This is a genomic window from Pseudomonas sp. Y5-11 (assembly GCF_022368695.1).
GTDB classification, from domain to species: domain Bacteria; phylum Pseudomonadota; class Gammaproteobacteria; order Pseudomonadales; family Pseudomonadaceae; genus Aquipseudomonas; species Aquipseudomonas parakoreensis.
Genome location: NZ_CP058974.1, coordinates 648560 through 673788, shown reverse-complemented (window position 1 = coordinate 673788; position 25229 = coordinate 648560). Strand labels below are relative to the sequence as shown.

Below are 25229 nucleotides of genomic sequence, written 5' to 3'. Positions count from 1 at the left end.
GACGTGTGATGAAAAAGTTTTTCAAGAAAGTCGGCGCCTTCCTGCGCCAGACCTGGGTCTGGACTCTGCTGCTGGTGCTGTTCGTGGCGCTGCTGGTGTGGTTCGTCGGCCCGTTGTTGGCGGTGGATGACTACAAGTTCTGGGAGAGCTCGACCTCTCGCTTGCTGACCATCGCCGTGCTGTTCCTGATCTGGGGCCTGACCATGGTCTTCGTCAGCTGGCGCGCGGGCATCCGCAAGAAAGCCATCGAAGAAACCGAAGACGGCCAGGATCGCATCCGTCGTGACGAGCTGATCGAAGAAGAACAGAAAGAGTTGAAGGCGCGCTTCAAGGACGCGCTGAAAACCCTGAAGACTTCGAGCCTGTATCGCGGCCGCAGCGAGCGCTGGCGCAACGATTTGCCGTGGTACCTGCTGATTGGTCCGCAGGCCTCCGGCAAGACCAGCCTGCTGGACTTCTCCGGGCTGGAATTCCCGATCAACAAGATCGACCGCAAGCTGACCCGTGACACCCTCGGCACCCGTCATTGCGACTGGTATTTCGCCGACCACGGCGTGCTGATCGACACCGCCGGACGTTACACCACCCAGCCGGACGCGGAAGTCGACGGCAGTGCCTGGACCACCTTGCTCGAACTGCTGCGCAAGCGTCGTCGCGGGCGTCCGTTGAACGGTGTGCTGGTGACCATTCCGGTGGAATCCCTGATCGGTGGCAGCGAGCAGGACATCGACACCCTGGCGCGCCAGGTGCGCGGCCGTCTGCAAGACGTCTATCAGAAACTGCACGTCGATGTGCCGGTGTATCTGGTGCTGAGCAAGGCGGACAAGCTGCTCGGCTTCGACGAGTTCTTCGATCAACTGACCCGCGAAGAAAGCGATCAGGTGCTGGGTACCAGTTTCCGCAAGGATCAGGTCGGCACCGACGTCGCGGTCCTGCGCGGCGAGTTCGAAGAGCTGCTGCGGCGCCTGAACAATCAGGTGATCATGCGCATGCACTCCGAGCGCGATACCCAGCGCCGTGGCCGCATCCTCGACTTCCCGCATCAACTGGGGCAGATCGGCGAGCGCCTGTGCCTGTTCGTCGACATGGCGTTCACCGGCAACCGTTATCAGCGTGCGTCGCTGCTGCGCGGTTTCTATCTGACCAGTGCTCCGCACCTGACCCAGGAAATGGACGCGACCACCGCCGGCATCGGCGCCAGCCTCGGCATGAGTGCCGGCGTGCTGCCGACCCTGCGCAGTGGCCGTTCGCGCTTCATCCATCATCTGTTCAGCCGGGTGATTTTCCCCGAGTCGGATCTGGCCGGTCTCGACAAGCGCGAGCGCAGCCGCATCCACTGGGGGCAGCGTGCGTTGTACGTTGGCGCACTGGCGGCACTGGCGCTGTTCGGTATGCTCTGGGCCGGTGGTTTCTCGGCCAACTATGAGCGTCTGGAAAACCTGCGCACGCTGGCGCAGAACTGGACTCAGCAGCGTTCGGCGCTGACCCCGCGTGATGATGCGATGGGCGTGCTGAAAACCCTCGACACCAGCTACGCCGCGACTCAGGTGTTCCCGAAGAAGGGCGACGTCTCGTACCACGAGCGTGGCGGTCTGTATCAGGGCGAAGACGTCAATCCGGTGGTCAAGCAAGCCTACGAGCATGAGCTCGAAGCGCAATTGCTGCCACGGGTCGCGACGATGCTCGAAGGGCAGATTCGCGCCAACATGAAGGACCGCGACAAGCTGCTCAACAGCCTGCGTGCGTACCTGATGCTGAACATGAAAGACCGTCGCGACGCGGCGTGGCTCAAGGACTGGGTCGCCACTGACTGGTCGCAGCGCTACACCGGCAACACCGCGGTGCAGAATGGTCTGAACACTCACCTTGAGCGCTTGCTGAAGCAGCCGTTCATCTACCCGCTGAACGATCAACTGGTGACTCAGGCACGTCAGGTGCTGCGCGCCGAATCGCTGGCCACCGTGGTCTACCGCATGCTCCGCGAGCAGGCGCGCAACCTGCCGGAATACCGTTTCAGCCAACACCTCGGCCCGCAGGGCTCGCTGTTCATCGGCACCGAATACGTGATCCCGGGCTTCTACACCCAGCAGGGTTATCAGCAGTACTTCTCGGTGCAGGGCTCGGCGCTGGTCACCGACATCCTGCGTGACAACTGGGTGCTGGGCGAAGGCGCGGGCATCAGCGACATGGACTTGCGTCGCCTGATGGTTGAGCTGGAGCAGCTGTATTTCCGCGACTACGCCAACTACTGGAGCGAAGCCGTTGGCCAGGTGGCCTTGCCGCCGATCAGCGACGCCGGTGAAGGCGCCGAGCAACTGGCGGGCCTGACCTCGGCCAACTCGCCGGTGCTGGCATTGCTCACTGAAGTGCGCGAGAACACGCGCTTCCCGGCCGCCGCCGATCCGGTGGACGAAGCCGGTGATGCCGCCGATGCACTGGCAGGGCAGAAGGGCAAACTGGGCAAGGTCGGCAAACTGGCGTCTGCCGTGGCGGACAAGGCGTCGGCGATGGCCGTGGCGAAAAGCCTGCCGGACACCGCGAAGAAGTCGCTGCAACGCCGCTTCGAGCCGCTGCACCGTTTGCTCGATGACAACAACGGCCCGGCCGCTGACCTGACCCCGGCCATCAGCGCCCTCAACGACCTGCAACTGCAACTGTCCGGTCTGGCCCGTTCCAGCACACCGGAACAAGCCGCGTTCGAAATGGCGAAAACCCGCATGAGCGGCCAGCGTGATGCGCTGACCAACCTGCGCGCGGCCTCGGGTCGTCTGCCGCGTCCACTGAGCGTGTGGTTCAACGTGCTGGCTGAAGATTCGTGGCGCCTGGTGCTCAACGATGCTTACCAATACCTGAACGGCCGTTATCAGAACGAGCTGTACAGCGTGTATGGCAAAACCATCAGCAAGCGTTATCCGTTCAGCGCCAGCAGCACCAGCGACGTGGCGATCAGCGACTTCCGCGAGTTCTTCCGCGCTCAAGGTACGGTCGACCGCTTCTTCGACAGCTACATGCGTCCGTTCGTCAGCGGCGATCCGGGCAACTACCGGATGCGCAGCGTCGACGGTCACAGCCTGCCGGTATCGAAGATGTATCTCGACCAGATGGCAGCAGCCTTGACGATTCGTCAGAGCTTCTTCTCGATCAACCCGGCCGAGCCGACCGTGCAGTTCAAACTGGAGCCGTACACCCTCGACCCGGCGGTGAGCCGTTCCGAGTTCAAGTTCGGCGACAAGACCATGGAATACCGCCACGGTCCGATCCTGCCGATGACGTTCAAGTGGCCGACCGATGCTGAAGACGGTCGCACCAGCCTGGTGATGGACAAGATGGCCGGGCGGCCGATCGGTATCGAGAAGAACTCCGGCCCATGGTCGCTGTTCCGTCTTTTCGACCTGATGCAGACCGAGTACCTGACCGGTCGCGACGTGCTGGTGCTGAAAGCCGACGTGGGTGGCCTGCGCGCCAACTACCTGCTGACCAGCCAGCGCACGCCGAACCCGTTCGACATGGGCGTGCTGCGCACCTTCCGTATGCCGGTGCAGCTCTGATGCTGGTGGCCAGTCCCTGGCGCAGCGCGGCGCGTACCGACCCGGGCAAGGTGCGGGCGCGCAACGAAGATGCCTTCCTCGACTCGCCACAGCAGGGGCTGTGGGTGGTCGCGGACGGCATGGGCGGTCATCAGGGTGGCGACATCGCCAGCCAGTTGATCGTCGCCAGCCTGGCTGAACTGCCGCAGCACGAGGACTTCGACGAACGCCTCAAAGCCATCCGCCAGTGCCTGCACTGGCTGAACCGGCGTTTGGGGCAGGAGTTGACGGTCACCGCCGGACGCCACGACAGCATCATGGGCAGCACCGTCGTGGCGCTGCTGGTGGAAGGTAATCGCGCGGCCTGCATCTGGGCCGGCGACAGCCGTTGTTACCTGTGGCGTGGGCAGCGGCTGTATCAGCTGTCCAAAGACCATTCGCTGCAACAGCAACTGATCGACGAGCAACAGATGAGCGTCGAACAGGCCGCAGCGCACCCGGCGGCTCAGGCCTTGACCCGAGCCGTCGGTGCAGCCGAACAGCTGACCCTGGACGTCCTCGAACTCGAGGTCTATCCGGGCGATGCGTTTTTGTTGTGCAGCGATGGTTTGTATCAGGGGCTGAGCAGCGATGCCCTGGGCAACGCCCTCAGCCTCAGCGCGCCGCATGTGGCGCTGGAACGTCTGTTCGACGGCGCCCTGCGTGGCGCCGCCCGGGACAACCTGACTGCCGTGGTGATCCGCCAATGACTGAAATCGAATCTTCAGTCGATGACTTGCTGATGAGCGAAGAGCAGGCCAGCAACCTGACCTACTTCGCCTTCGCCAAGGCAAACAACGCCGAGCCGTTGCTGGCGCCGACCAAGGCCAGCATCGGTGCATTGCCGGACGTACTCGCCGGCCGCTACCACCTCGAGCGTCTGCTCGGGGCGGGCGGCATGGGTGCGGTCTATCGGGCGCGGGATCTGCTGCACGAGCAGTTCGGCGACCCCGACCCTTACATTGCGCTGAAAATCCTCAGCGAAGAATTTGCCGAATCGCCGGACGCCAGTGCCTTGCTCTACAGCGAGTTCGCCCTGACCCGACGCCTGCGCCACGACAACGTCGTGCGTGCACACACTTTTGAAGTCGACACCGACTGCCAGCGGGCCTTCATCACCATGGAATACATGCGTGGCCTGACCCTGGACAAACTGCTCTGCGAGCGGCCGCTGGGCCTGCCGTGGAAAGAAACGCGCGACATCGCGCTGCCGCTGCTCGATACGCTGGCTTATGCACACCGTCGCGGCGTGCTGCACGGTGACATGAAACCGAGCAACGTCATGCTCAGCGAAGACGGCCTGCGCCTGTTCGACTTCGGTCTCGGCCAGGCAGACGAGGGCGTACTGCCCGGTCTGCCACACCTGAGCCGCGAGCGTTTCAACGCCTGGACCCCGGGCTACGCCGCCCCCGAACTGCTTGAGGGCCAACCGTTGTCGGCCAGCGCGGACGTGTACGGCGTGGCCTGCGTGATCTATGAACTGGCGAGCGGCAAACACCCGTTCCGCCGCTTGCCCTCGACCCAGGCCCGCGACGAGCACCTGGAGCGCGAGCTGCAAGCCCCGGCGAACTTACCGAAACACGGCTGGCCAGCGCTGCGAACCGCGCTGAGCTTCAATGCGGCAGAACGCACCATCACTGCCGATCAATTGCGTGACGCCTTGGGCGCCACTTCGTCCTGGCTGCAACGGTTGCGACTTCGGGCGTAACGGACGACATTCGAACAGGGAGCACTTTATGTTCAACCCAGCTAACGAAACCCACTTCAGCCTCAAGGTCGAAGACTACGTGGGCGACCTGCAAGTGCTGTCGTTCACCGGCACCGAAGGCATCAGCCAGCCGTTTCGTTTCGACCTCGAACTGGTCAGCGAAAACCCCGATCTGGACCTGGAAAAACTCCTGCACAAGCAGGCGTTCCTCGCATTCGATCCACAGGGCTCGGGCATTCACGGCCAGATCTACCGCGTCGCCCAGGGCGATGCCGGCAAGCGCCTGACCCGCTACAAGGTCTCGCTGGTGCCGCAACTGCAATACCTGCATCACCGCACCAACCAGCGCATCTACCAGCAGATGTCGGCGCCGAAAATCATCGCGCTGATCCTCGACGAACACGGGATCAAGGGCAACGCCTACAGCTTCCAGCTGAGCCAGCCGTGCCCGGATCGCGACTACTGCGTGCAGTACGACGAAACCGATCTGCACTTCGTCCAGCGCCTGTGCGAAGAGGAGGGTATTCACTACCACTTCCAGCACAGCGAAAAAGCCCACCTGCTGGTGTTCGGCGACGACCAGACCGTGTTCCCCGACCTCGGCCAGCCGACCGCGTACGTGCAGGGCAGCGGCATGGTCGCTGAAGAGCCGGTGATCAAAGGCTTCAAACTGCGCCTGGAAACCCGCACCAGCCGCACCACGCGCCGCGATTACGACTTCGAAAAACCGCGCCTGCAAATGGAAGCGGCGTACAAACCCGATGGCGAAAGCACTGAACCGGATCTGGAAGACTACGACTACCCGGGCCGCTTCATCGACCGCGCGCGCGGCAAGTTCCTCAGCCAGCGTGCCCTCGAACGCCACCGCGCCGACTACCGCCAGGCCGAAGGTCGCGGCGACCAGACCAAACTGGTCAGCGGCCACTTCATGGCCATGTCCGACCACCCGCGCAGCGAGTGGAACGACCTGTGGCTGCTCACCGAAATCTTCCACGAAGGCAAACAACCGCAAGTCCTCGAAGAAGGCGTGACCAGCGACACCACCGACAACAAGGACGACTTCCACCAGGGCTACCGCAACACCTTCCTCGCCACCCCGTGGGACGTGTTCTACCGCCCGGCCCTCGAACACCCGAAACCGCGCGTGCTCGGCAGCCAGACCGCCATGGTCACCGGCCCCAAAGGCGAAGAAATCCACTGCGACCAATACGGCCGCATCAAAGTGCAATTCCACTGGGACCGCGAAGGCCTGGCCGACGACAAAACCAGCTGCTGGCTGCGCGTCTCCAGCTCCTGGGCCGGCGACCGCTACGGCGCCATTTCCATCCCACGCATCGGCATGGAAGTCCTCGTCACCTTCCTCGAAGGCGACCCCGACCAACCCCTCGTCACCGGCTGCCTGTACCACAAGGAAAACCCGGTGCCGTACGCCCTGCCGGCGAACAAAACCCGCAGCGTCTTCAAAACCCTCAGCTCCCCGGGCGGCGGCGGTTACAACGAACTGCGCATCGAAGACAAAAAGGGCGCCGAACAAATCTTCATCCACGCCCAGCGCGATTGGGACGAAAACATCGAGCACGACCAGAAAATCCGCGTCGGCAATGAACGCCACGACACTGTGGTGAAGAACACCTACACCGAGCTCAAGGCCGAAGAACACCGCACCACCATCAGCGATCGCAAGATTGAAGCGAAGCTGGATGATCACCTGACGGTTGGGCAGAACCAGCATGTGAAGCTGGGTACGGCGCAGCTGACCAGCGTGGGCAAAGAGATTCATCTCAAGGCTGGGGACAAGATTGTTATCGAGGCGGGGACAGAGCTGACCATCCTGGGGGGTGGGAGCTTTATCAAGCTGGATGGCGGTGGGGTTACGGTGGTTGGGCCGGTGGTGAAGATTAATGCGGGTGGCTCGCCGGGGAGTGGGACTGGGATCGGGATTAAACCGCCGGTACTGCCGGGGGCGGCGGATAAGGATAAGGCGGGGAGTTTGATGGATCAGGCGTTGGGGAATGCGGTGCCTCAGAAAGCTGACCTTCGACCAATGCGAATGATCAGGTTCTCTGGTTGACCGCCAACGGATCAAAAAGGATTAGGTAAAAGTACAAATGACAGAGCCAGTGAAAGTTAAAAAGTGGTCTTACCCGCTAAAGATAGATGGTGCGGGTGGCACAGATCCACAGCGGTATTACGCTGCCTTGGCGAAGGCGCAGGATGGTTATTACCCACTTGGCAGCAATGGCTTGTGGCATGGAGGCGTGCATTTTGATGAGGCTTCCGGATTAGTCTCTGCACAGAGCGAGGTACGCTGTATCGCTGATGGGCAAGTAGTTGCCTATCGTATCGATGACACCTATCCGGCCACGGTATATACGGATCGCACCGCTTTTGCTTCGACAGGCTTCGTGCTGGTAAAGCATCACTTGGAGGTGCCCGCTTCCCCTACACCTTCAGCCGACTCGGGCGCCGCTCAGGCTGCGGGCCCGATATTGACGTTTTATAGTCTCTATATGCATCTGTTGGACATGGAAGGCTACAGAACGAAAACACCCATGTTGGAACGGCCTTCGTACTGGGTTAATGGTGGCTATCAGGTAAAAGCGAGTGTGAGTGATCCCGTCGAGGGTTTGAACGTACGCGCCGATCTCCCAGGGACAGCGGGCTATACCAATATTCTGACTACATTGCCCCGTGGCACCACGGTTACAACGGGAGTCGCGAGTACAGATGGAAAATGGCTAAAAGTTGTCAGTGTGGCGCCAGAGGCTGACCAATCCGCAGCTATAGGCGGGTGGGTATTCAAAGCCCAAATGAACAGTAAAGGCGTAAATGAGTACCTGATTGGCGAGCTAGCGAAAAATATTCCTGCTAATCAAGCCAAGGGTTTGAGAGTGCGTAGGACCGGTTCGACTACCGGTGAGGTTATGTCGATACTGCCCGCTGGCACTCAAATTGAGATTAGCCAAGAGGGAGCAGTTGGAAACTATCGGAAACTCGTAAAGGTCGTGGGTGGAGCACCGATCCCCGCACTTGCCGCTGATGAGAACGGAAATGTTGGCGGTTATGTTTGGTTTCCTTCACTTGAGACCAAGACCGAACCCAAAGATCTGGGAAAGGTTGTTCTGCTCGATAATCCAGTAGCTATTAAGGCTGGAGCGTTGGTGGGTTTTGCCGGCCATTATCAGGAACACGATGAGGGAGCGGCTCGTAACTTGGTCCATGTAGAGGTTTTTACATGCGAAGATATTGAGAACTTTGTTTCTCTTAGTCGAGATAGATCCGCTGCCTTGCCTGCGGATCAAAAAAGCCTTTTAAAAATTTATAAAGGTACGAAGTTAATTACCCATCGCCCAGATATCAACGCGACTAACCCACCACAAGTGAGCGATGCCGGTGTAGTAATTGGATATGATTTGATTATTCCACTTGGCGTGCTAGAGGCGTTGCCGGCTGCAAAAAAAATCAAGCAGTCGGTAACAACTCCTGGGGTGGGTTCAAGTCCTGCTCCGTCAAACACTACTCGTTGGTGGCATCTTGAGGGGGTTCTGGGCGACGCGCATGGGAATCCGATTAATGGATGGCTTGGCGAGAAAGATCTGATTACCACCCGCCACAATCCATGGGACTGGGAGGGATTCCAATTCATCGAAGAAAATGGTAGTAACGCTGAACATCTATCCTCATTTCTACATGACCGTGATCTTCTTACCGAAGAAGAGAAGGCTACTTTTGTCCCGATGGCCAGCAAGTCGACTAAAAGGCCGGTAAAGGAAGGTTTGTACGACATTATTGATACAGACAAGAATGATAAGCTGACAACTACGGAAATACAGGTGGCACTTGCAAAACCTTGGTTTGCGCAATCCATATCGCAGCTTGTTACTAAGTATGAAAGTGAGTGGTTCTATGATGCGGCCAAATGGGATACATTGGATGGATTAATGGGGCATTCAGAAGATGTACCTAATTTAAATTGGGTCGCGCAAAAGAAACGAATCAAGGAGATGTCGTGGTGGGGAGAAGTTGCTACGAAGGAGGCATTGAGCCCAGACGGTAAAGTTTGGCATATGCATCCCGTTGGGGTGGTAGGAAACTTTAACAACAAAAAACAGTGTAACTGTAACGTTGTTGTCAAGGTTACCCGCTGGGGCTCTCATTACGGACCTGTAGTGTGGGGAGAGGTAAAACTAGGGGATGTACCTCAGTGGGCTGATTTTGAAGCAGCTGGTAAAGTGACGGCTTTTGAAAAGAAAGTTATTGCCGTTATGTGTGAAAATGAGGGGAAGATCAATACAGTTCAGTCTTATGATAGTGAACTAATTTCTGCAGGTGCGATGCAGAAAACTGTGAACCCTCAGGGTGCAGGTGAACTTCCAATTCAAGTGAAATCCTTTAAAGAACAGTATCCTGATGAATTTGCTGAGCTTTTTGAGAATCAAGGATGGTATCTGGATTTGAGCTCTGATAAACCGAAAATGTATTACAAGGATCCTGAATTCGCCAATGGCGAAAAGCTTGAGCGTGCTGAATTAAAAAGCAAATTGAGAGTCGGATGCGGAGAGTCAACATTTGGAAATGTTATTCAATGTAAGCCCGTCTCTGCATTGGCTTGTGCAGTGGGGTCTCCTTCCTTTGTGGAACTTCAGATTTCAGATTTTATAAAGCGTTTGAAAGAGCTGCAGTCAAAAAAACCAAACTCTTACGACTTTACAGTTGGCCAATTGTTTTTATCGACTCTCGGACAGGCTACGGTTCTGGATGAACACGTTAACCGCCCTGGTAACGTAGCGGAGAATCTTAAGAACGCTTTAGATAGATTTTTCTTAGAAAACCCCACTGTCAGTAAGAATGTAAGTACATGGGGGAGTAGTCACGCTAATTATGAGCGGAAAATCACTGATATTTACGGCCCGGGTCGTACCGGGATGACAACTCCTAATGTTAGATATACGAAGCTAAAGGCGGCGGTAAATGTTTAATAGATATTATCTCTTGATTTTATTTTCGGCTTCGCTTGCTGGGGTAAGCTATGCTGATGCTCAGCCGTTAAAAATTATCGGCTATAACGAAAGTTCTTTAATTTTTGATAAGTATAATGAGGATTTTGGAGGGTGGGGTGATGTTCAATATCGAAGCGAGAAATATAGATTTAGTTTGTATTCGTTACCGAAAAAATTAGAAGGTTTCGAGGAGGGGGTTGTAGCAAGTTCAGATATAAACCGTTTGTCAGCTGATAAGAAGTATGTGGTAGTTCAGCGAACTAATGCAGCGGAAATGGTTGATGGGGACGGAAATGAAATTGTCTCTTCGCAGGCATATTGCGATATGGTTTCGCTGGAAACTGGGTGTGTAGAAAATATTGGCGCGGTACAACAGTGCGATGGTCAGTGGGTAGGTAATAAATGGAAGAGTTCTCAGGGAGAGTTTTTTGAGTTTTCAAAAGGGGGGGTTCCTCCGAGAAAACTAATTTCTGAAACGATTGGCTTGACTGAAAAAGACTCGCGGGCGAATACGCTTAAGGACTCTTTTTTTATGGGGGCTCCCTCTTATTTTGCGTGCTATCCTCCTGGAAAAAACATATCTGAGTATAATGATATTGCATTCTATCTCGCCCAAGGTGGTGAGCATCTTTTAGCGATACAGATTTATAATTATTTGTTACCGATTGCTGAAGATAGGATTCCATTGAAGTTGAACGCTGCCGACTCCCTTTGGGCCCTGGGTAGGCATGAAGATGCTAGGAGTTATTATGTCAAGTATCGTGACGCAATGATAAAAAAAGGTTTGGTAAATAAGATTCCTGAGAGGGTTTTTGGGCGTTTGAATTAGTTGTTGTGCCATTATTTGTTTGGAGATTTTAAGGGTGATGTGATTGGTCTGCGTTTTAGTGGTGCGAAAGGAGGCGGATTGAATTGTTTTGCTCTATGTAAGTAAGTGTGGCAGGGTCTTAAATAAAACTGCCAACTTTTTTATAGCAATACTACATCGGCTGCTTGAGAAATCGTACGTGGTTAACGAGTTCCAATAAATATGAAAAACTCATATTTTTGTTTTTTGGCGTTATTTCCTTTTGCCGCCCACAGCGCAGTCACCAGCGAATCACTCTGCTTCGAACTATCCAAAACGAGCCCGGTGAAGTTCGAATTCCGTACCTTTTACGACGCTTCCAGCAAATGGTCAGGCGGCTTCGTAAAGTACGCCAAGTCCAGCGAGCCAATTTCCATTGTGTTGACGGATACCCAGAACGAAATGCTCGGCGCCGATGCCCCTTGGCAGAGCACCAGAAGCTGGTCTGAAGTCATCAGCGGCAAGGTCTCAGGGACCTACGAACTCGTGACTCAAGGAACGCATATCGTCTCGATGACGTACACGAAGAAGTCCAACGGCAAGGTTTACTACTTTGGAAATAACACCAGCGTCGATTCCTCTTTGGAGTCCGGATGCAAGTGGGGGTAGGGCGAGTACATGAGATCAAAAACTCTAGCAGCATCACTGCTCGGCCTGCTGTGGACGATGCCGGTGTTAGCCGAAACCACTACGTTCAGCCCAAACAAAGGCGTCGAAGCAACACTGGTTCTCGAAGGCTCCACGCTGAACGTCGCGGTTAAAGGCGCATTGCATAACGAGTCGCGAACTATCGATTTTGAAGCCGTAAACGAACTCCATGTGCAGATCGATGATTACAATTTCGACGGTGCCAAGGATTTCGCAATCTGGCAGCTTGATGACGGCATGGGCACTTACGACTACTACCGGGTGTTCATTTACCAAGCCAGAACCGGCACCTTCGAAGAATTGCGGCCGGACTGCGGCGATGGCTTCGTTAATTTGCGCGTCGACAAAAAGCGTAAAGCGTTGCTCAGCGCCTACTGGGAAATGAACATACCCAAGCAATGCGTCACCCGATTCACCAAACGCAAAGCCTGAATGAATCAAGGAAGAACACAGTGAAACGTTTTATTTTTACCCTGCTGGCCGTGCTGCTGCCACTCTCAGCGGTGTACGCGCAGGATGACTGCAGCCATGTCAGCTCAAGCCTGGAAATGGTGCCCTGCTCGGAAGCGGCGAAGAAGGCTGCCGATACGCAGTTGAACCTCATCTACAAGCAATTGATGGCGCGGCTTGAGTCTGATTATCGAGCGGATCCGGCATTGGGAGCGGAGTACGCAGCGAAGATTAAAGAGTCGCAACGTGCATGGCTGAAGTTGCGCGATGCGAACTGCCCTTTGGAGGCATTCGAGATCGAGACGGGGGTGCCGGCACATGTGTTCGCGGTCAACTCGTGCATCGCCAGAATGAGTCGCGAACGCTCGGCGTATCTGGACAAGATTGTCCCTGCACTTGCACCCGACAAGAGCACTTCGACAGCGCCGGCCAACGGCGCTTGTCCTTCGGAGGAATTCCCTGCTTTCCTGACAGCGTTTTCCGCCAGCGGTGAATCACAGCGCCGTCTCACTGCGATGACAGTCAAATCGCTTGTGTTGAAGCCGGTTGCAGGCAAGGACCGTAGTACCTTTGAGCCTTCGACCTCGGGCGTCAGCGAAGCTTCCTTCACCTATCCGCTGATGGCCGCCATCACACCCGGCAAGACACCGGGAGTCGAGATTGAAGAGGTCGATGACAGTCACGTCAACGTGATCGATAAGCGGGCGGGCAACAGCAATGTAAAAATCTTCAACTTCTCACGTCAGGCATGTTGGGTGCTTGAGGGCGTCGAAGACTGGTCGATCAGCGAGAATGATCTTGTCGCAACACGTAAACCCGGAATGAGCCGCGCCGAGAACTTCTGCGAACAACGTGCCGAGGCTTTAGGAGGGCTAGGGTTTCTTGAGCAGTACCGTCTAACTGTGGAGTTGATTGAAGCGTCTCTGGAAAATTATGTCTGCGCAGCAGAGTCAGGTGATCCAGAGGCGAGCGAGTCAGCGGCAAGACTGAGCCTTTCGCAGATGGCGTCCCAGCTGGAAACCAGCAAAGTTGAGGCTTTGTTCCAAGCCGCGTCAAAGACGCCGAGTGGTGCATTGGGTTATGCCTCGTTTTTTTGTATGGGGAACTCCACCGATTACGACGGTCCTTGCCTCCATCCCAAGCAGGCAGAAGAGCAGGTCATTCGAGCAATCAACATGGGCTCCATAGAGGCGATGAGTTATCTGGCTTCTACTTTTGAGGGTGGCGAGTTGGGAACAAAGGATATGTCCCGAGCGTTAGCCTGTTATCAAATGGCGGCTGATAAAGGTCACCGGTTGAGCATCGACAACGTGGCGCGATTGAAGTCGCAAGGTCCAGAGCCGATCAAGGCGAGCCACTGCATTTGAAATTCGGAGCGCGGATGTGTCGCGATTCTTTGCCGTTAAATCTAAGTGAATGGAACTGTGCCTGACTTGTCGATTCCGGATTTCGTGAGTCGTCGATATCTGCGGGTATTGCTGATCGGCATTGCAGCTTTCGCGCAGGCTAGTCATGCCGCCGCAAGTGTTGTCTCGGTGGGCAATGCGTCGGGTCAGTCGCAGATGCCAAATTCGCCAACGGCTATGCAAAGTGTCTGGCCAACAGACAGGTTAGCGGAAAATAAAATGAAAAAAATAAATGAATAGGATGTGTTTGTTGTATTGCAAGGTTCTACTTTCGAAGTATGTGGCGCTTGTTAAAAAAATTCTCTGATGACGGACTCAATGAAAAATACATATTCACTTCCAAGATTTTTATCGTTAACCTTTCTATTTTTTAGCTCGTTCGCACTTTCCGCGAGTTTCGATTGCGGCAAGGCTTCAACGGACGTAGAAAAGAAAATTTGTAATTCTCCATCTTTGTCCATAATGGATGAAAAGTTGAGTGAGTTTTTCAAGCCGTTAAAGAGTCGACGGGCTTTTCAAGTAATCGAAAGCGATTGGTTGGAGTCGGAGCGTAACTCTTGTGAGTCAGTTGAGTGTTTAGAGGATGCTTATGCTCAGCAGATACAATTTCTGTCGCCGGTTCCTATTGCGCCTAGGCCGACCCAGAAAGATATTAAGTTGATGTTGGGCGATAAGCCATATACGCAGTCTGAGCGCTCATGGAAGGTCGTTGATTTAGCATGGCTTCCCAATGAAAAGGGGGTTGTCGAACGATTTTTAATCTCCGCCGAAACAATCTCAGGCATGTTGCATGTCATCGTATTTGAAGGGCATTTTGATCCAGCGATGATTGCGTACAGGGGCAATCTTTATGAGTACGTTGATCGCAATGACAGGCAAGTACTGCACACGATTGCGAAAGATATCGGTTTTGATGGTGCTCTGAGTCTGGGGTCGAATGACGAAGGCAAAAGGTTTGCGGGAATTCTGGACGGATCGTTTTACTATCGACAGCAGCTTTCGAAAAATCAGTTGCGGGGGATGGTTTATAAACTCGGCTCCAAGCTGCCGCCGGTTGAAAGTAGTTTGTTGTTTCAGCAGTGGCCAAATACTAATGAAAATGCTGTAAGTGGTTTGACATTCGGCTGGGGTGGAGAGTATGGAAAGTTGCAAGCGTATTATTCGCATACCCCAGGGTATGAAACGATAGCTCCGGTTGGTCGGCCGGATGCTGGTTGGAATATTTATAATCCAATCTGGAGTAAATCAAGGCCGACGTTTTATTTCAAGAATGGCGATGAAACTGTCTGGCGTGCCAATGTTGCGGATAAGACGCTGACGAAAATTGCGAAGGCCAGTGATGAAGGAATGATTCAGAATCCTACGCCCATCGATATTAACGGGCGCGAGGCAATCGTTTATCTGAATGGATCTACTCTGAAAATGGCTATCTCACTTGAAGAATAAGTACGACTTAAAAATATGCCTTAGAAAGTTTTTTGGATTTTTTATGTTGTCCTTCCTTTAAACTCTCCACCCCAAGTAATGCGCTCAGGACACGGAATGCCAGCCCTCTCTACCTCGCTCCGCCCAGCGTTAGTGCTCTGGCTTTACGTAGCCGCAATCGTGCACATTCTCGCCGGCCTCACCCTGACCTGGGCCGGTCACTCCGGTTTACTCGACGGCTATTTGCACACCCTCGAACTCGCATTCTGGGGCGCCGATGCGGTTCCCACCGCCGGCTACGAACAACAGGTCTGGTGGCTCGCGCTGTTCGGCGCAACGCTGCAAAGTTATTCGCTGTACATGCTCGCGCTGGTGCACTTGGGCAGTCGCTTGAAAGCCCCGGCAGTGTGGGAATGGTTGATCGCCGGCATCCTGCTATGGGCACCGCAGGACATGTGGCTTTCAGCGCAACGGCAGGTCTGGTCGCACCTGTGGCTCGACGGTTTTGCGTTGCTCGTGCTATTGCCGCCGTTGATCTGGCTGTATATCCAGGACCGCCGAAAAATCGCTCAATAAATGCGCATTGGGCATATTGGTATCGAAGGAGTTATAGCGTGAAAGGATTTTCGATTCTTCTCTGCTGCTTGGCATTGGCAACCTCTACTGCGGCACTTGCCGCAGAAGTGTGTAATCCAGACAGCTTTTCCAACCCCGACTTGATCATTTGCGGGCAGCAAACCTTCGAGAAGGTCGACGCTGTGTTGAACGAGCAATATAAAAAAGCGCTGACGAGTTTGGCTCCTGCGGAGCAGAGCCATCTGAGAGATGTGCAAAAGAACTGGGTGCGTTTCAAAGAGTCGTTTTGCGAGGAGCTTTATCAATCCACTTTGCCGGGCGCTGAGGCGCCAATCGAGAGGCTTGGGTGCCTGATGCAAACGACCAATGCCCGGTTGGGAGAGTTGATTGCTCTGCAGACGGGCTTACCGCTAGATGGCTTTTACAAGGCGGCATCTGCGATTGCGGGGAAGGATCATGAGAGAGACTTAGCGGCCGCGATTGAGCGGCTGGGAGGGGATGTGTTCGATGATCCGCTTTGGAAGAAGTACGCAGACGGGCATTGTGAGATGGCTGGCCGTCTGTTGCGTGAAGACGTCGCCTACTGCGCGGTGAGGATGCGCTTTCAATTACCCATGAACCGCTAAGGAATGGTTGGTTTGAAATCTTCGTCTGCGTTTATTTCTGCGCTTCTCCTGATACCGCTGACTGCCCACGGTGAGATTACTACCGAGGTTTCTTGCTTCCGTTCGTTGGGAGGCAAGAACATCAATTTCGAGTTTCGATCCTATTACGACACGGTCTCCCGCTGGAGTGGAGCAGGGGTTAGATACACAAAGTCCCCAAAGGCGATTCCCCTTGTCTACCGGGGTGTCGAAGAGGAAGTCATGGAGGAAGGGCGCCCCTCTCAGTTCACGACAATCTGGGTGGAGGTTTCCGAAGGATCGCTGACAGGCGAATACGAAATGGTCAGCCAAGGTGCCCGAATCTACGGGATGACCTACACGAATTACAAATCCGGTAAGAAGTACTCATTCGATCAAGACATCACCATGGACGCTTCGTCAGAAACAGGCTGTCAGTGGTGAGGCAGGGAATATTCAGAAAGGGGACTTAACGTCCCCTTTTTTCATCCGTAAATCCCGCTACGACTTGGCTGCCAGGTTCCGCACTTCAATATGATCGAGCGTCCCTTCCACCATCAATCGCACCCCGTCTGCCATTCTGCTCAGGGCCAGCGCGACCGAGCGGCGGGAGTCGTGAGGTCGTCGGCGAGGTCGCAGGCGATGGCGCTGATGGACAGGAGGTCTTCGGAGGCGTTGGCCATCAGGGCTTCGGCGTCGGTGCCGGGGGCGAGGCTGAAGAGGCCGGTTTCGCGTTTGGGTTGGGATTCGGTGCGCGGTTTGAAGTGGTGGTCGAGGGCGCGTTCGGCGGCTTCGTGGAGTTTCTTGGATTCCAGCGATTCGTAGGGCGATATGTCTGGGGTTTCGGGGGGATTGGGTGTTGGTTTGATCATTCGGTCTTACTCCAGTTTCAGGAGCCGACACCGTTTCGCTCGCACTTCGAAAGTGGTGGCAGCTGTGCATAGGTGTGCAAGACCGGTGGAGTCACCCGGCAGACCCGAAGGCCTCCCATACACAGCAGCCATAACGATCCGCGAGCATAGGAAAACGCTCGGCGAATTGCCATAACCAATGTGGACTCCCGCCGGACTTGCACGTCCGTATCACCAATTCGTGGTGACCTATTGAGGCTATCGATGAACCCTCATCCTGCCTAGTTCACGCACAACACCACGCTTTGCAGGAAATTTCCCATAGGTTTGCAGGCTGGAAGATCAAAAGATCGCAGCCTTCGGCAGCTCCTACAGGGATGTGTTTCAACAGGTGTAGGACGGTGGGTGCAGACGTGTGACTTGGCGGTCATCGTGCGGGAAATGGTCTGCATCATCTTCCAATAGCGGCGGATAGTGGCGTTATCGTTCGAATCCCTTACACTGCCTCGGCCGTTCATTTTCCTTTTGAGGCTGTGCGCATGAAATTTCGTTTTCTTCTGTGGATGATGGGTTTGTTGATGGGGAAGGCCAGCCGGACAAATCCTGCGTTCCAGCAGCAGTTGGGTGACAAGAATCTGGTGTTTCAGCTGCAGACGCTGGACGGGAAAGTGGCGCGGCATTTCGTGGTGAAGAATCAGCGCGTTACCAGCAAGTCTGGTGTGGTGGCGGAGCCGGCGTTTGCGATTGCGTTCAAGGATGCGGGTTATGCCTTTGCCACGATGCAGGCGAAGAACAAGCAGCTGGCGTTCATGCAGGGGATTCAGGACAAGTCGATCCAGCTGAAGGGGAATCCGGCGCTGGTGATGTGGTTTCAGGGGTTGATGAAGTATTTGAAGCCGAGGAAAGCCAAGCCTAAGGCTTGAGTAGATGTGCTTGAGTAGAAGGGCTTGAGTGGAGGGGCTGTTGTGGTGAGGGGATTTATCCCCGATGGGCTGCGCAGCGGCCCCAAAACCCGAGACCTCGATATAACTGACGCACCCTGTTGGCTGGGTTTGCGACTGCTGCGCAGTCGGTCGGGGATAAATCCCCTCACCACAGGGTTTCGCTGAGTCAGTTGGGTTGAGGTGGATTCTTCGCGAGCAGGCTCGCTCCCGCAGGGGTGTGTAAACCTTGGGGGAGCGGGCCTGTTTGGGTTCAGGCCTGGCTGAACTGCGAGGCCAGTTCGCGCAGCAGGACTTCGGCTTCGAGGACTTTACTGACCACGTCATTGGCTTTGTCGCGGGTCAGGCCGACGCGTTCGAGCAGGGCGTCGGGGATGTCTTCGTCGGGGCCGGAGCCGATGCCGCGACTGCGCAGCAGGCGCACGGCCAGGCAGACGAGGTTCGGGTATTCGGCGTAGGCGCCGTCGTAGCTTGGGTCGTGCTGGAAGCGCAGGGCGGTGGCCAGTTCATCGGGCATGTCCCAGTAGCGCATCAGCCACGAGCCGATCTGTTCGCGGCTGATGCCCAGCAGGTGCTGCTCGATGTAGCTGTGGCACAGGTGCGGGTTGACCTCCAGGTGGCGGCAGATCAGCGAGAAGTGCGGCGGGAACACGTGGGCCAGCAGCAGGTAACCGAAGTTGTGCAGCAGACCGGCGAGGTAGGTCAGGCCGGCTTCCGGGCGCTGGGCGCGCGGCATGGCGCGGGTCAGGCCTTCGATGACGGCGGCGGTGTAGATCGATTGCTGCCAGTACGGCGTGGTGTGTTGCGGATGGTCTTTCGGCAGGCTCAGGGTCTTGCCGAGGGCCAAGCCCAGCGCGAGGTTGATCACCAGATCGAAGCCCAGTACGCGAACGATCGCGTCTTCCACCGAACGGATCTTGCCCGGCGAGGCGTAGTACGGCGACGCCGCCCAGCTCACCACTTGTGCAGCCAGCGCCGGGTCGGTTTCGACCACGCCGGTGATGTCGTCGATGGTGGCGTTGGGGTCGACGCGCAGCTTGATGATTTTTTGCGCCGTCTCGGCCAGCGGTGGAATCTCGATGGTCGCTTCCAGACGCTGCTGGATCCGGCGTGCAGTGAACGCCTGCACGGCCTGGGTAATTTCCTCGCGGTCATCGTCGGGGCGATCGAGGTTCGGGCGGATGCTGCTCAGGGCTTCGCCGAAGTTGGCGGCGCTGGCCTTGGTCAGCATGGTCTTGAAGGCTTCGCTGGTGATTTCCAGCAGCACGCCCGGCTCGCCAGAGTTGATCAGCAGCTTCGGCTCGCGCAGCAGGCTTTCTTCGTAGAGGCACGGCGAACTGGTGAGTGCCGGCAGGCCCGGCAGCAGGCTCAGGCTGTGTTTGCCGAGCATCTTTTCCAGGCGCTCGGTCGAGACTGCGGTCAGGCGCCGGCCCGTCAGCTCGGCGAGGCGATTGAGGTCGAGCAACTGGCTCTGCGGAAACAGCACCATCAGCGCGCCCACGGCGTCGTCCAGCAACACGGCTTGTACCTTGCGCGAAGCATTGAGGCCGTGGTGGTCGAGCACTTCTTCGTAGGCGATACCCAGCTTGCCGAGCAGCAGCCGAATTACAGACGGCGCGTGCGGGAGTTCGGGGGCGAGAGCTGCGTCAGTCATGGTCTGTATCCGTTTTTGAAACAATGGCAGGAGTATAACCAGCTCTGTCGGAACGATCCTTCACAAACTGCGACGGTGCTCACACTTGGCCGTATTGCTGCCCATGGCGCAGCCAGCGGTCGAGCAACGGGCTGACGTGAGTCGGCCAGCGCTCCAGCAGCGCCTGCGCGGCATCGCGTACCGCGGGCAGCAGGTCGGCGTCGCGCATCAGGTCGGCGACCTTGAATTGCAGCAGGCCGGTCTGACGGGTGCCGAGCATTTCGCCAGGGCCGCGCAGTTCGAGGTCTTTTTCGGCGATGACGAAACCGTCGTTGGTCTCGCGCATGATGCCCAGGCGCTGACGGCCGATCTGCGACAGCGGCGGATGGTAAAGCAGCACGCAATGGCTGACCGCGCTGCCTCGACCCACCCGGCCGCGCAACTGGTGCAGCTGCGCGAGACCGAGGCGCTCGGGGTTTTCGATGATCATCAGGCTGGCGTTGGGCACGTCGACGCCGACTTCGATCACGGTGGTGGCAACCAGCAGTTGCAGATTGCCGGCCTTGAATTCAGCCATGACTGCCGCTTTTTCCGCTGGTTTCATGCGCCCGTGGATCAGCCCGACTTTCAACTCGCCAAGGGCGGCGGTGAGGTCTTCGAAAGTAGTTTCGGCGGCCTGACACGTCAGCTCTTCCGACTCTTCGATCAGCGTGCACACCCAATAGGCCTGACGCCCTTCGGCACAGGCGCTGCGCACCCGTTCAATGACTTCGACGCGGCGGGTGTCGGTGACCAGCACGGTGTTGACCGGGGTGCGACCGGGCGGCAGTTCGTCGAGGATCGAGGTGTCGAGATCGGCGTAGGCGCTCATCGCCAGCGTGCGCGGGATCGGCGTGGCGGTCATGATCAGTTGGTGCGGGCACATGCGCCCGCCGACGCCTTTCTGCCGCAATGCCAAGCGTTGCTGGACGCCGAAGCGGTGTTGTTCGTCGATGATCACCAACGCCAGATTCTTGAATTGCACTTCGTCCTGGAACAGCGCGTGGGTGCCGACCACCATCGGCGTGCCGCTGGCGATCTGTTCCAGTGCGCTGACGCGGTTCTTGCCCTTGAGCTTGCCGGCCAGCCACGCGACGTCGATGCCCAGCGGTTCGAGCCAGCGCTTGAAGGTGATGAAGTGCTGTTCGGCGAGGATCTCGGTCGGCGCCATCAGTGCGACCTGATAACCGGCCTCCAGCGCTTGCAGTGCCGCGAGGGCGGCGACCACGGTTTTGCCCGCGCCGACGTCGCCCTGAATCAGGCGCAGCATCGGTTCGTGCTGGCTGAGGTCGTAGGCGATTTCGTTGCCCACGCGTTGCTGGGCACCCGTCGGGTTGAAGCCGAGGTTGGCCAGGTATTTTGCCGGCAGTTTCGTGGCTTTCGGCATCGCCGGTGCGCGCAGGGAGCGCATGCTTTCGCGCAGGCGCTGCTGCGATAGCTGGTGAGTCAGCAGTTCTTCGAACGCCAGGCGATGCTGGGCCCAGTGATGACCGAGGGCGAGCTCATCGACGTCGGCGTCGGCGGGCGGATTGTGCAGGTAGCGGATCGCATCGGCCAGCGGCGCCAGTTGGTAGTCGCGGGCCAGTTCGGTCGGCAACCAGTCGGGCAGGGTGTTCGGCTTGAGCAGGGTCAGGGTCTGCATGCACAACTGGCGCAGGCGCTGTTGGGTCAGGCCTTCGGTGAGTGGGTAGACCGGGGTCAGGGTTTCATCCACTGGCGGCGGTTCGTCACCGGTGATGGCGCGGTATTCCGGGTGGTAGATTTCCAGCCCCGAAGCGCCGGGCCGGACTTCGCCGTAGCAGCGAATCCGCGTGCCGCGCTTGAGGCCTTCTTTCTGTGCATTGCTGAAATGATAGAAGCGCAGGCTCAGGCCGCCGGTGCCGTCCTGCATGCGCACGACGAGGCTGCGACGCCGGCCCATGACCACATCCGCGCCGCTGACAGTGCCTTCGACCACGGCGTCCTGGCCCGGGCGCAAGTGGCCGATCGGCACCACGCGGGTGCGATCCTGATAACGCAGCGGCAGGTGAAACAGCACGTCCTGGAGGTTTTCCAGGCCGACCTTGGCCAGCTTCTCGGCCATGGCTTCGCCGACACCCTTGAGTGCCGTCACCGACACTTGCGACAGCTCAGTCATGACCCTGGCTTAACCGGCCGTAACCGGCGCGGCGGGCTTGGCCACCGAGCACAGGCGAACGGAGTCGGCGAGGATCTCGATGGCTTTCGGCCGCGGGAAGCTGGCGCGCCAGGCAATGGCGACGGTGCGGAATGGCACCGGCGCCGACAGCGGCCGCACTTCGATCACGCCGGGGGCGTAGTGATGGCTGTCCACCGCCGACAGCGGCAGGATCGAGATGCCCAGACCGGACGCGACCATGTGGCGGATGGTTTCCAGCGAGCTGGATTCCACCGTGGTGTGTTTGGCGCCGTCGTTGCCCTTGGTCAGGGTCGGGCAGGCTTCGAGCACCTGGTCGCGGAAGCAGTGGCCTTCGCCGAGCAGGAGCAGGCTCTTGTCATTGAGCAGGCCCGGGTCGATGGATTCTTTTTGCGTCCACGGGTGCTGGGCTGGCATCAAGACGTAGAACGGCTCGTCGTACAGCGGCAGGGTCAGCACGTCGGCTTCGTTGAACGGCAGGGCGATGATGATTGCATCGAGCTCGCCGTTGCGCAGTTTGTCGCGCAGCACGTGGGTGAAGTTTTCTTCGATGTACAACGGCATCTGCGGGGCGACCCGGTGCAGTTGCGGAATCAGGTGCGGGAACAGGTACGGCCCGACGGTGTAGATCGCACCGACTTTCAGCGGGGCGGTCAGCTGGTTCTTGCCGGCCTGGGCCAGTTCACGGATGCCTTGCGCCTGCTCCAGGACTTTCTGCGCCTGGGCGACGATGCCTTCGCCGACCGGGGTCAGGCGTACGGCGCTTTTGCTGCGCTCGAAAATCAGCACACCGAGTTCGTCTTCAAGTTTTTTCACGCCCACCGAGAGAGTCGGCTGGCTGACGTGGCAACGCTCGGCGGCGTGGCCGAAGTGCTGCTCTTGGGCGAGGGTAACGATGTAGCGTAATTCTGTGAGGGTCATAGCGAGCGTCCATGAAGTTGCGGGCCAAGCATAACGGCTGCAATCGATAGACGCACGTTATCAGACTGAGTGAGGAATGCGACACCGGGCAATGTGAGTTTGCCGTATGGATGAGCTGAAAAACAAAAGATCGCAGCCTTCGGCAGCTCCTACAGGGGGCGAATACCTGTAGGAGCTGCCGAAGGCTGCGATCTTTTGATCTTGCTACTTAACGACGACGGTCCAGCGAGTACACAAACGGCGCCACAATTTCGATCGAGCCGTTGTTCAGCATATCGGCCGGCGGCTTGGGCAGCGGTTGTGCGCGACGGATCATTTCCAGGGTGGCCCGATCCAGGTCGGCGTTGCCCGAGCGGCCGACCAGTTCGAACGACAACACATTGCCTTCAGCGTCGACGACGAAACGCAAACGGTTCACGCCTTCCTTGCCCCGAGCCTGTGCACTGGCCGGATACTTCTTGTACTTGCCCAAGTGCGCGAGCAGGGTGTTTTGCCAGCTGGCCTTGGCGGCCATTTGTGCGGGCGACGGTCCCGGTGCCGGCTGGGCGGATTTCTCCGTCGGTGCCTGGGTCGGCTGTGTCTCCGCCGGTTTTTCCTCGGAAGGTTTTTCCTTCACCGGCTCCGGTTTTTTCTCCACCGGTTTGGGCGGCTGCGGTTTCGGCTTTGGCTTGGGTTTGGGCTTTGGTACGGCAATCTCGGCCTTGGGTGCTTCAGCCAGTTTCGGAATCGGCAACTCTTCGACCGGAGCTGGTGGCTGCGGCGGTGTGACGACTTTCGGCGGAGCAGGCGGTGGCGGGGTCGGAACCGGTGCCAGCTCGACCATCATTGCCTGCGGCGGCAGTTCGATGGGCGGGCGGGCGGTCCAGTTCAGCGCCAGCGCGATGGCCAGCGCGTGAACGCCCAGCACCACGGCCAGGCTACCGCTGTAACGCGTCAGCTTATGGCGCGTCGTGATCATTTCTTGGCTGCGCTCTCAAGGCCCACCAGACCGACCTTCAGGTAACCGGCCGAGCGCAGTTTATCCATCACGCTCATCAGGTCGCCGTAGTCCACGCCCTTGTCGGCCTGGAAGAAGATGGTGGTGTCTTTCTTGCCCTGGGTCTTGGCGTCGAGCACGGCGCCAAGGGTTTCGGCTTTCACTTCATCGTCGCCGATGTACAGGCGCTGATCAGCTTTAACGCTGAGGAACACCGGTTTCTCCGGGCGCGGCGCCGGTTTGGCGGTCGAGGCCGGCAGGTCGACCTTGATGTCCACAGTGGCCAGTGGCGCGGCCACCATGAAGATGATCAACAGCACCAGCATCACGTCGATGAACGGCGTGACGTTGATTTCGTGGTTCTCGGCCAGATCGTCGTCTGCGCCTTCTTTCAAATGCAGGCCCATGGCCGATTACCCCACTTTCACCATGTGTGGTTGCGAGCTGCTGCGCTCAGGCTGGTGATCGAGGTCACGGCTGACCAGCAACAGGACCTGCGCCGAAGCGTCGGACACCTGCGCCTTGTAGCCGGCGATGGAGCGGGCGAACACGTTGTAGATCACCACCGCAGGAATCGCAGCAACCAGACCCAGCGCGGTGGCCAGCAGCGCTTCGGCGATGCCCGGCGCCACGACGGCAAGGTTGGTGGTCTGGGTCTTGGCGATGCCGATGAAGCTGTTCATGATGCCCCACACGGTGCCGAACAGGCCGACGAACGGCGCGGTGGAACCGATGGTGGCGAGGACGCCGGTGCCGCTGCTCATGTTGCGGCCACAGGCGGCGACCAGACGCTCAAGGCGGAAGCTGACGCGCTCCTTGATGCCTTCCTTCTCGCGGCTGTTGACCGACAGGCGCATCTCTTCGAGGGCGTCGTGCACCAGCAGGTTGGCGAGGGTGCCTTCCTTTGCCGCAGTGGCGCTGGCTTCCTTGAGGGTGGCAGCTTTTTTCAGGGCAGCGATTTCACCACGCAGACGCCGCTTGGCGCCCATCAGCTCGAAGCCTTTGGCGATCCAGATGGTCCAGGTGATGATGGAAGCGATGGCCAGACCGATCATTACGATTTTCACGATGATGTCGGCGTTCTGGTACATGCCCCATGGCGACAGGTCGTGGGCCATGCCCAAGGTGTTGTCGGGTTCGAGCACTTCAGGGGCATCTGCCGGGGCGGCGTCTACTGCCTGCACCGGGTCAGTGGTGGCTGGCGCGGCTGCAGTTGGTGCGTGCTGTTCGGTGGCAGCCGGAGCGGTTGGCGCTTGTGCGTCGGCGAAAGCGGCGGTCGGTGCCAGCATCAGGCTGAGCAGCAGGGCCGCCACTGCGCTGAAGGCGCGAGGTCGTTTGGTTGGCGAAGCGGGGTTTTGATTACGTGTCATGCTGGCCGGACCTGAGGTAGAAAAACGGTAATGCTCTTCCAGGCCTCGTAAGGCCGAGAACAAAAGTGGGGTGCATTATTGCAAGTAATTCTTG

21 protein-coding genes and 1 pseudogene are annotated in these 25229 nt (G+C 57.6%); 15 read left to right on the top strand and 7 right to left on the bottom strand.

From position 1 onward, the window contains the following. Positions 1 to 8 precede the first annotated feature (8 nt). The 14 genes from tssM to HXW87_RS02980 all read left to right on the top strand — a co-directional run bounded on the left by tssM (position 9) and on the right by HXW87_RS02980 (position 16693). Positions 9 to 3548: a type VI secretion system membrane subunit TssM gene (gene tssM, locus HXW87_RS03045; protein WP_239778416.1), complete on the top strand. Its 3540-nt coding sequence runs from the start codon at positions 9 to 11 to the stop codon at positions 3546 to 3548. After that, positions 3548 to 4276 (top strand): PP2C family serine/threonine-protein phosphatase, encoded by a 729-nt coding sequence (locus HXW87_RS03040; RefSeq protein WP_047297296.1) that lies wholly within the window; start codon positions 3548 to 3550, stop codon positions 4274 to 4276. The genes tssM and HXW87_RS03040 overlap by 1 nt, the downstream gene beginning before the upstream one ends. Then, positions 4273 to 5274, top strand: coding sequence for a serine/threonine-protein kinase (locus HXW87_RS03035; protein ID WP_027610390.1), 1002 nt, complete (start codon positions 4273 to 4275; stop codon positions 5272 to 5274). The genes HXW87_RS03040 and HXW87_RS03035 overlap by 4 nt, the downstream gene beginning before the upstream one ends. 28 nt (positions 5275 to 5302) lie before the next feature. Beyond that, positions 5303 to 7345: a type VI secretion system tip protein VgrG gene (locus tag HXW87_RS03030; RefSeq protein WP_239778415.1), complete on the top strand. Its 2043-nt coding sequence runs from the start codon at positions 5303 to 5305 to the stop codon at positions 7343 to 7345. Positions 7346 to 7394: 49 nt separating this feature from the next. Then, on the top strand, positions 7395 to 10253 hold the full coding sequence (locus HXW87_RS03025) for a hypothetical protein (RefSeq protein WP_239778414.1): 2859 nt from the start codon (positions 7395 to 7397) through the stop codon (positions 10251 to 10253). After that, positions 10246 to 11103, top strand: a complete 858-nt coding sequence (locus HXW87_RS03020) for a tetratricopeptide repeat protein (protein ID WP_131670748.1) — start codon at positions 10246 to 10248, stop codon at positions 11101 to 11103. Before HXW87_RS03025 ends, HXW87_RS03020 begins: the two co-directional genes overlap by 8 nt. 201 nt (positions 11104 to 11304) lie before the next feature. Then, positions 11305 to 11730 (top strand): hypothetical protein, encoded by a 426-nt coding sequence (locus HXW87_RS03015; protein WP_131670747.1) that lies wholly within the window; start codon positions 11305 to 11307, stop codon positions 11728 to 11730. 9 nt (positions 11731 to 11739) lie between these two features. Next, positions 11740 to 12201, top strand: coding sequence for a hypothetical protein (locus HXW87_RS03010; RefSeq protein ID WP_131670746.1), 462 nt, complete (start codon positions 11740 to 11742; stop codon positions 12199 to 12201). Positions 12202 to 12221: 20 nt separating this feature from the next. Further along, positions 12222 to 13586: a lysozyme inhibitor LprI family protein gene (locus tag HXW87_RS03005; RefSeq protein ID WP_239778413.1), complete on the top strand. Its 1365-nt coding sequence runs from the start codon at positions 12222 to 12224 to the stop codon at positions 13584 to 13586. Between the two features lie 66 nt (positions 13587 to 13652). Continuing rightward, complete coding sequence (locus tag HXW87_RS03000) at positions 13653 to 13865, top strand: hypothetical protein (RefSeq protein WP_239778412.1); 213 nt, start codon at positions 13653 to 13655, stop codon at positions 13863 to 13865. Positions 13866 to 13943: 78 nt separating this feature from the next. Then, positions 13944 to 15071, top strand: a complete 1128-nt coding sequence (locus HXW87_RS02995; protein ID WP_236170288.1) for a hypothetical protein — start codon at positions 13944 to 13946, stop codon at positions 15069 to 15071. Positions 15072 to 15167: 96 nt separating this feature from the next. Beyond that, on the top strand, positions 15168 to 15626 hold the full coding sequence (locus tag HXW87_RS02990) for a cell division protein (protein ID WP_131670743.1): 459 nt from the start codon (positions 15168 to 15170) through the stop codon (positions 15624 to 15626). A 38-nt stretch (positions 15627 to 15664) separates the two neighbouring features. After that, a complete protein-coding gene (locus HXW87_RS02985; protein WP_239778411.1) occupies positions 15665 to 16252 on the top strand; it encodes a lysozyme inhibitor LprI family protein in 588 nt (195 codons plus the stop codon). 12 nt (positions 16253 to 16264) lie between these two features. Then, positions 16265 to 16693, top strand: coding sequence for a hypothetical protein (locus HXW87_RS02980; protein ID WP_239778410.1), 429 nt, complete (start codon positions 16265 to 16267; stop codon positions 16691 to 16693). A 57-nt stretch (positions 16694 to 16750) separates the two neighbouring features. Here the strand turns inward: HXW87_RS02980 and HXW87_RS02975 are convergent. Next, positions 16751 to 17121, bottom strand: a pseudogene (locus tag HXW87_RS02975) (DUF6124 family protein). Positions 17122 to 17639: 518 nt separating this feature from the next. Between HXW87_RS02975 and HXW87_RS02970 the strand changes: the two are divergent. Further along, positions 17640 to 18023: a helicase gene (locus HXW87_RS02970; protein WP_182403034.1), complete on the top strand. Its 384-nt coding sequence runs from the start codon at positions 17640 to 17642 to the stop codon at positions 18021 to 18023. 271 nt (positions 18024 to 18294) lie between these two features. Here the strand turns inward: HXW87_RS02970 and HXW87_RS02965 are convergent, their stop codons facing one another. The 6 genes from HXW87_RS02965 to exbB form a co-directional block, all read right to left on the bottom strand. After that, entirely contained in the window at positions 18295 to 19695 is a 1401-nt protein-coding gene (locus HXW87_RS02965; protein WP_007962347.1) for an aminoacyl-tRNA deacylase and HDOD domain-containing protein, read from the bottom strand. 79 nt (positions 19696 to 19774) lie between these two features. Continuing rightward, entirely contained in the window at positions 19775 to 21850 is a 2076-nt protein-coding gene (gene recG, locus HXW87_RS02960; RefSeq protein ID WP_239778409.1) for an ATP-dependent DNA helicase RecG, read from the bottom strand. Between the two features lie 9 nt (positions 21851 to 21859). Further along, complete coding sequence (locus tag HXW87_RS02955; RefSeq protein WP_007962352.1) at positions 21860 to 22789, bottom strand: hydrogen peroxide-inducible genes activator; 930 nt, start codon at positions 22787 to 22789, stop codon at positions 21860 to 21862. Positions 22790 to 22997: 208 nt separating this feature from the next. After that, positions 22998 to 23747, bottom strand: a complete 750-nt coding sequence (locus HXW87_RS02950) for an energy transducer TonB (protein WP_047297281.1) — start codon at positions 23745 to 23747, stop codon at positions 22998 to 23000. Continuing rightward, positions 23744 to 24172: a TonB system transport protein ExbD gene (gene exbD, locus HXW87_RS02945; RefSeq protein WP_047297280.1), complete on the bottom strand. Its 429-nt coding sequence runs from the start codon at positions 24170 to 24172 to the stop codon at positions 23744 to 23746. Before exbD ends, HXW87_RS02950 begins: the two co-directional genes overlap by 4 nt. 6 nt (positions 24173 to 24178) lie before the next feature. Further along, complete coding sequence (gene exbB, locus HXW87_RS02940) at positions 24179 to 25135, bottom strand: tonB-system energizer ExbB (protein WP_108184206.1); 957 nt, start codon at positions 25133 to 25135, stop codon at positions 24179 to 24181. Positions 25136 to 25229: the final 94 nt, after the last annotated feature.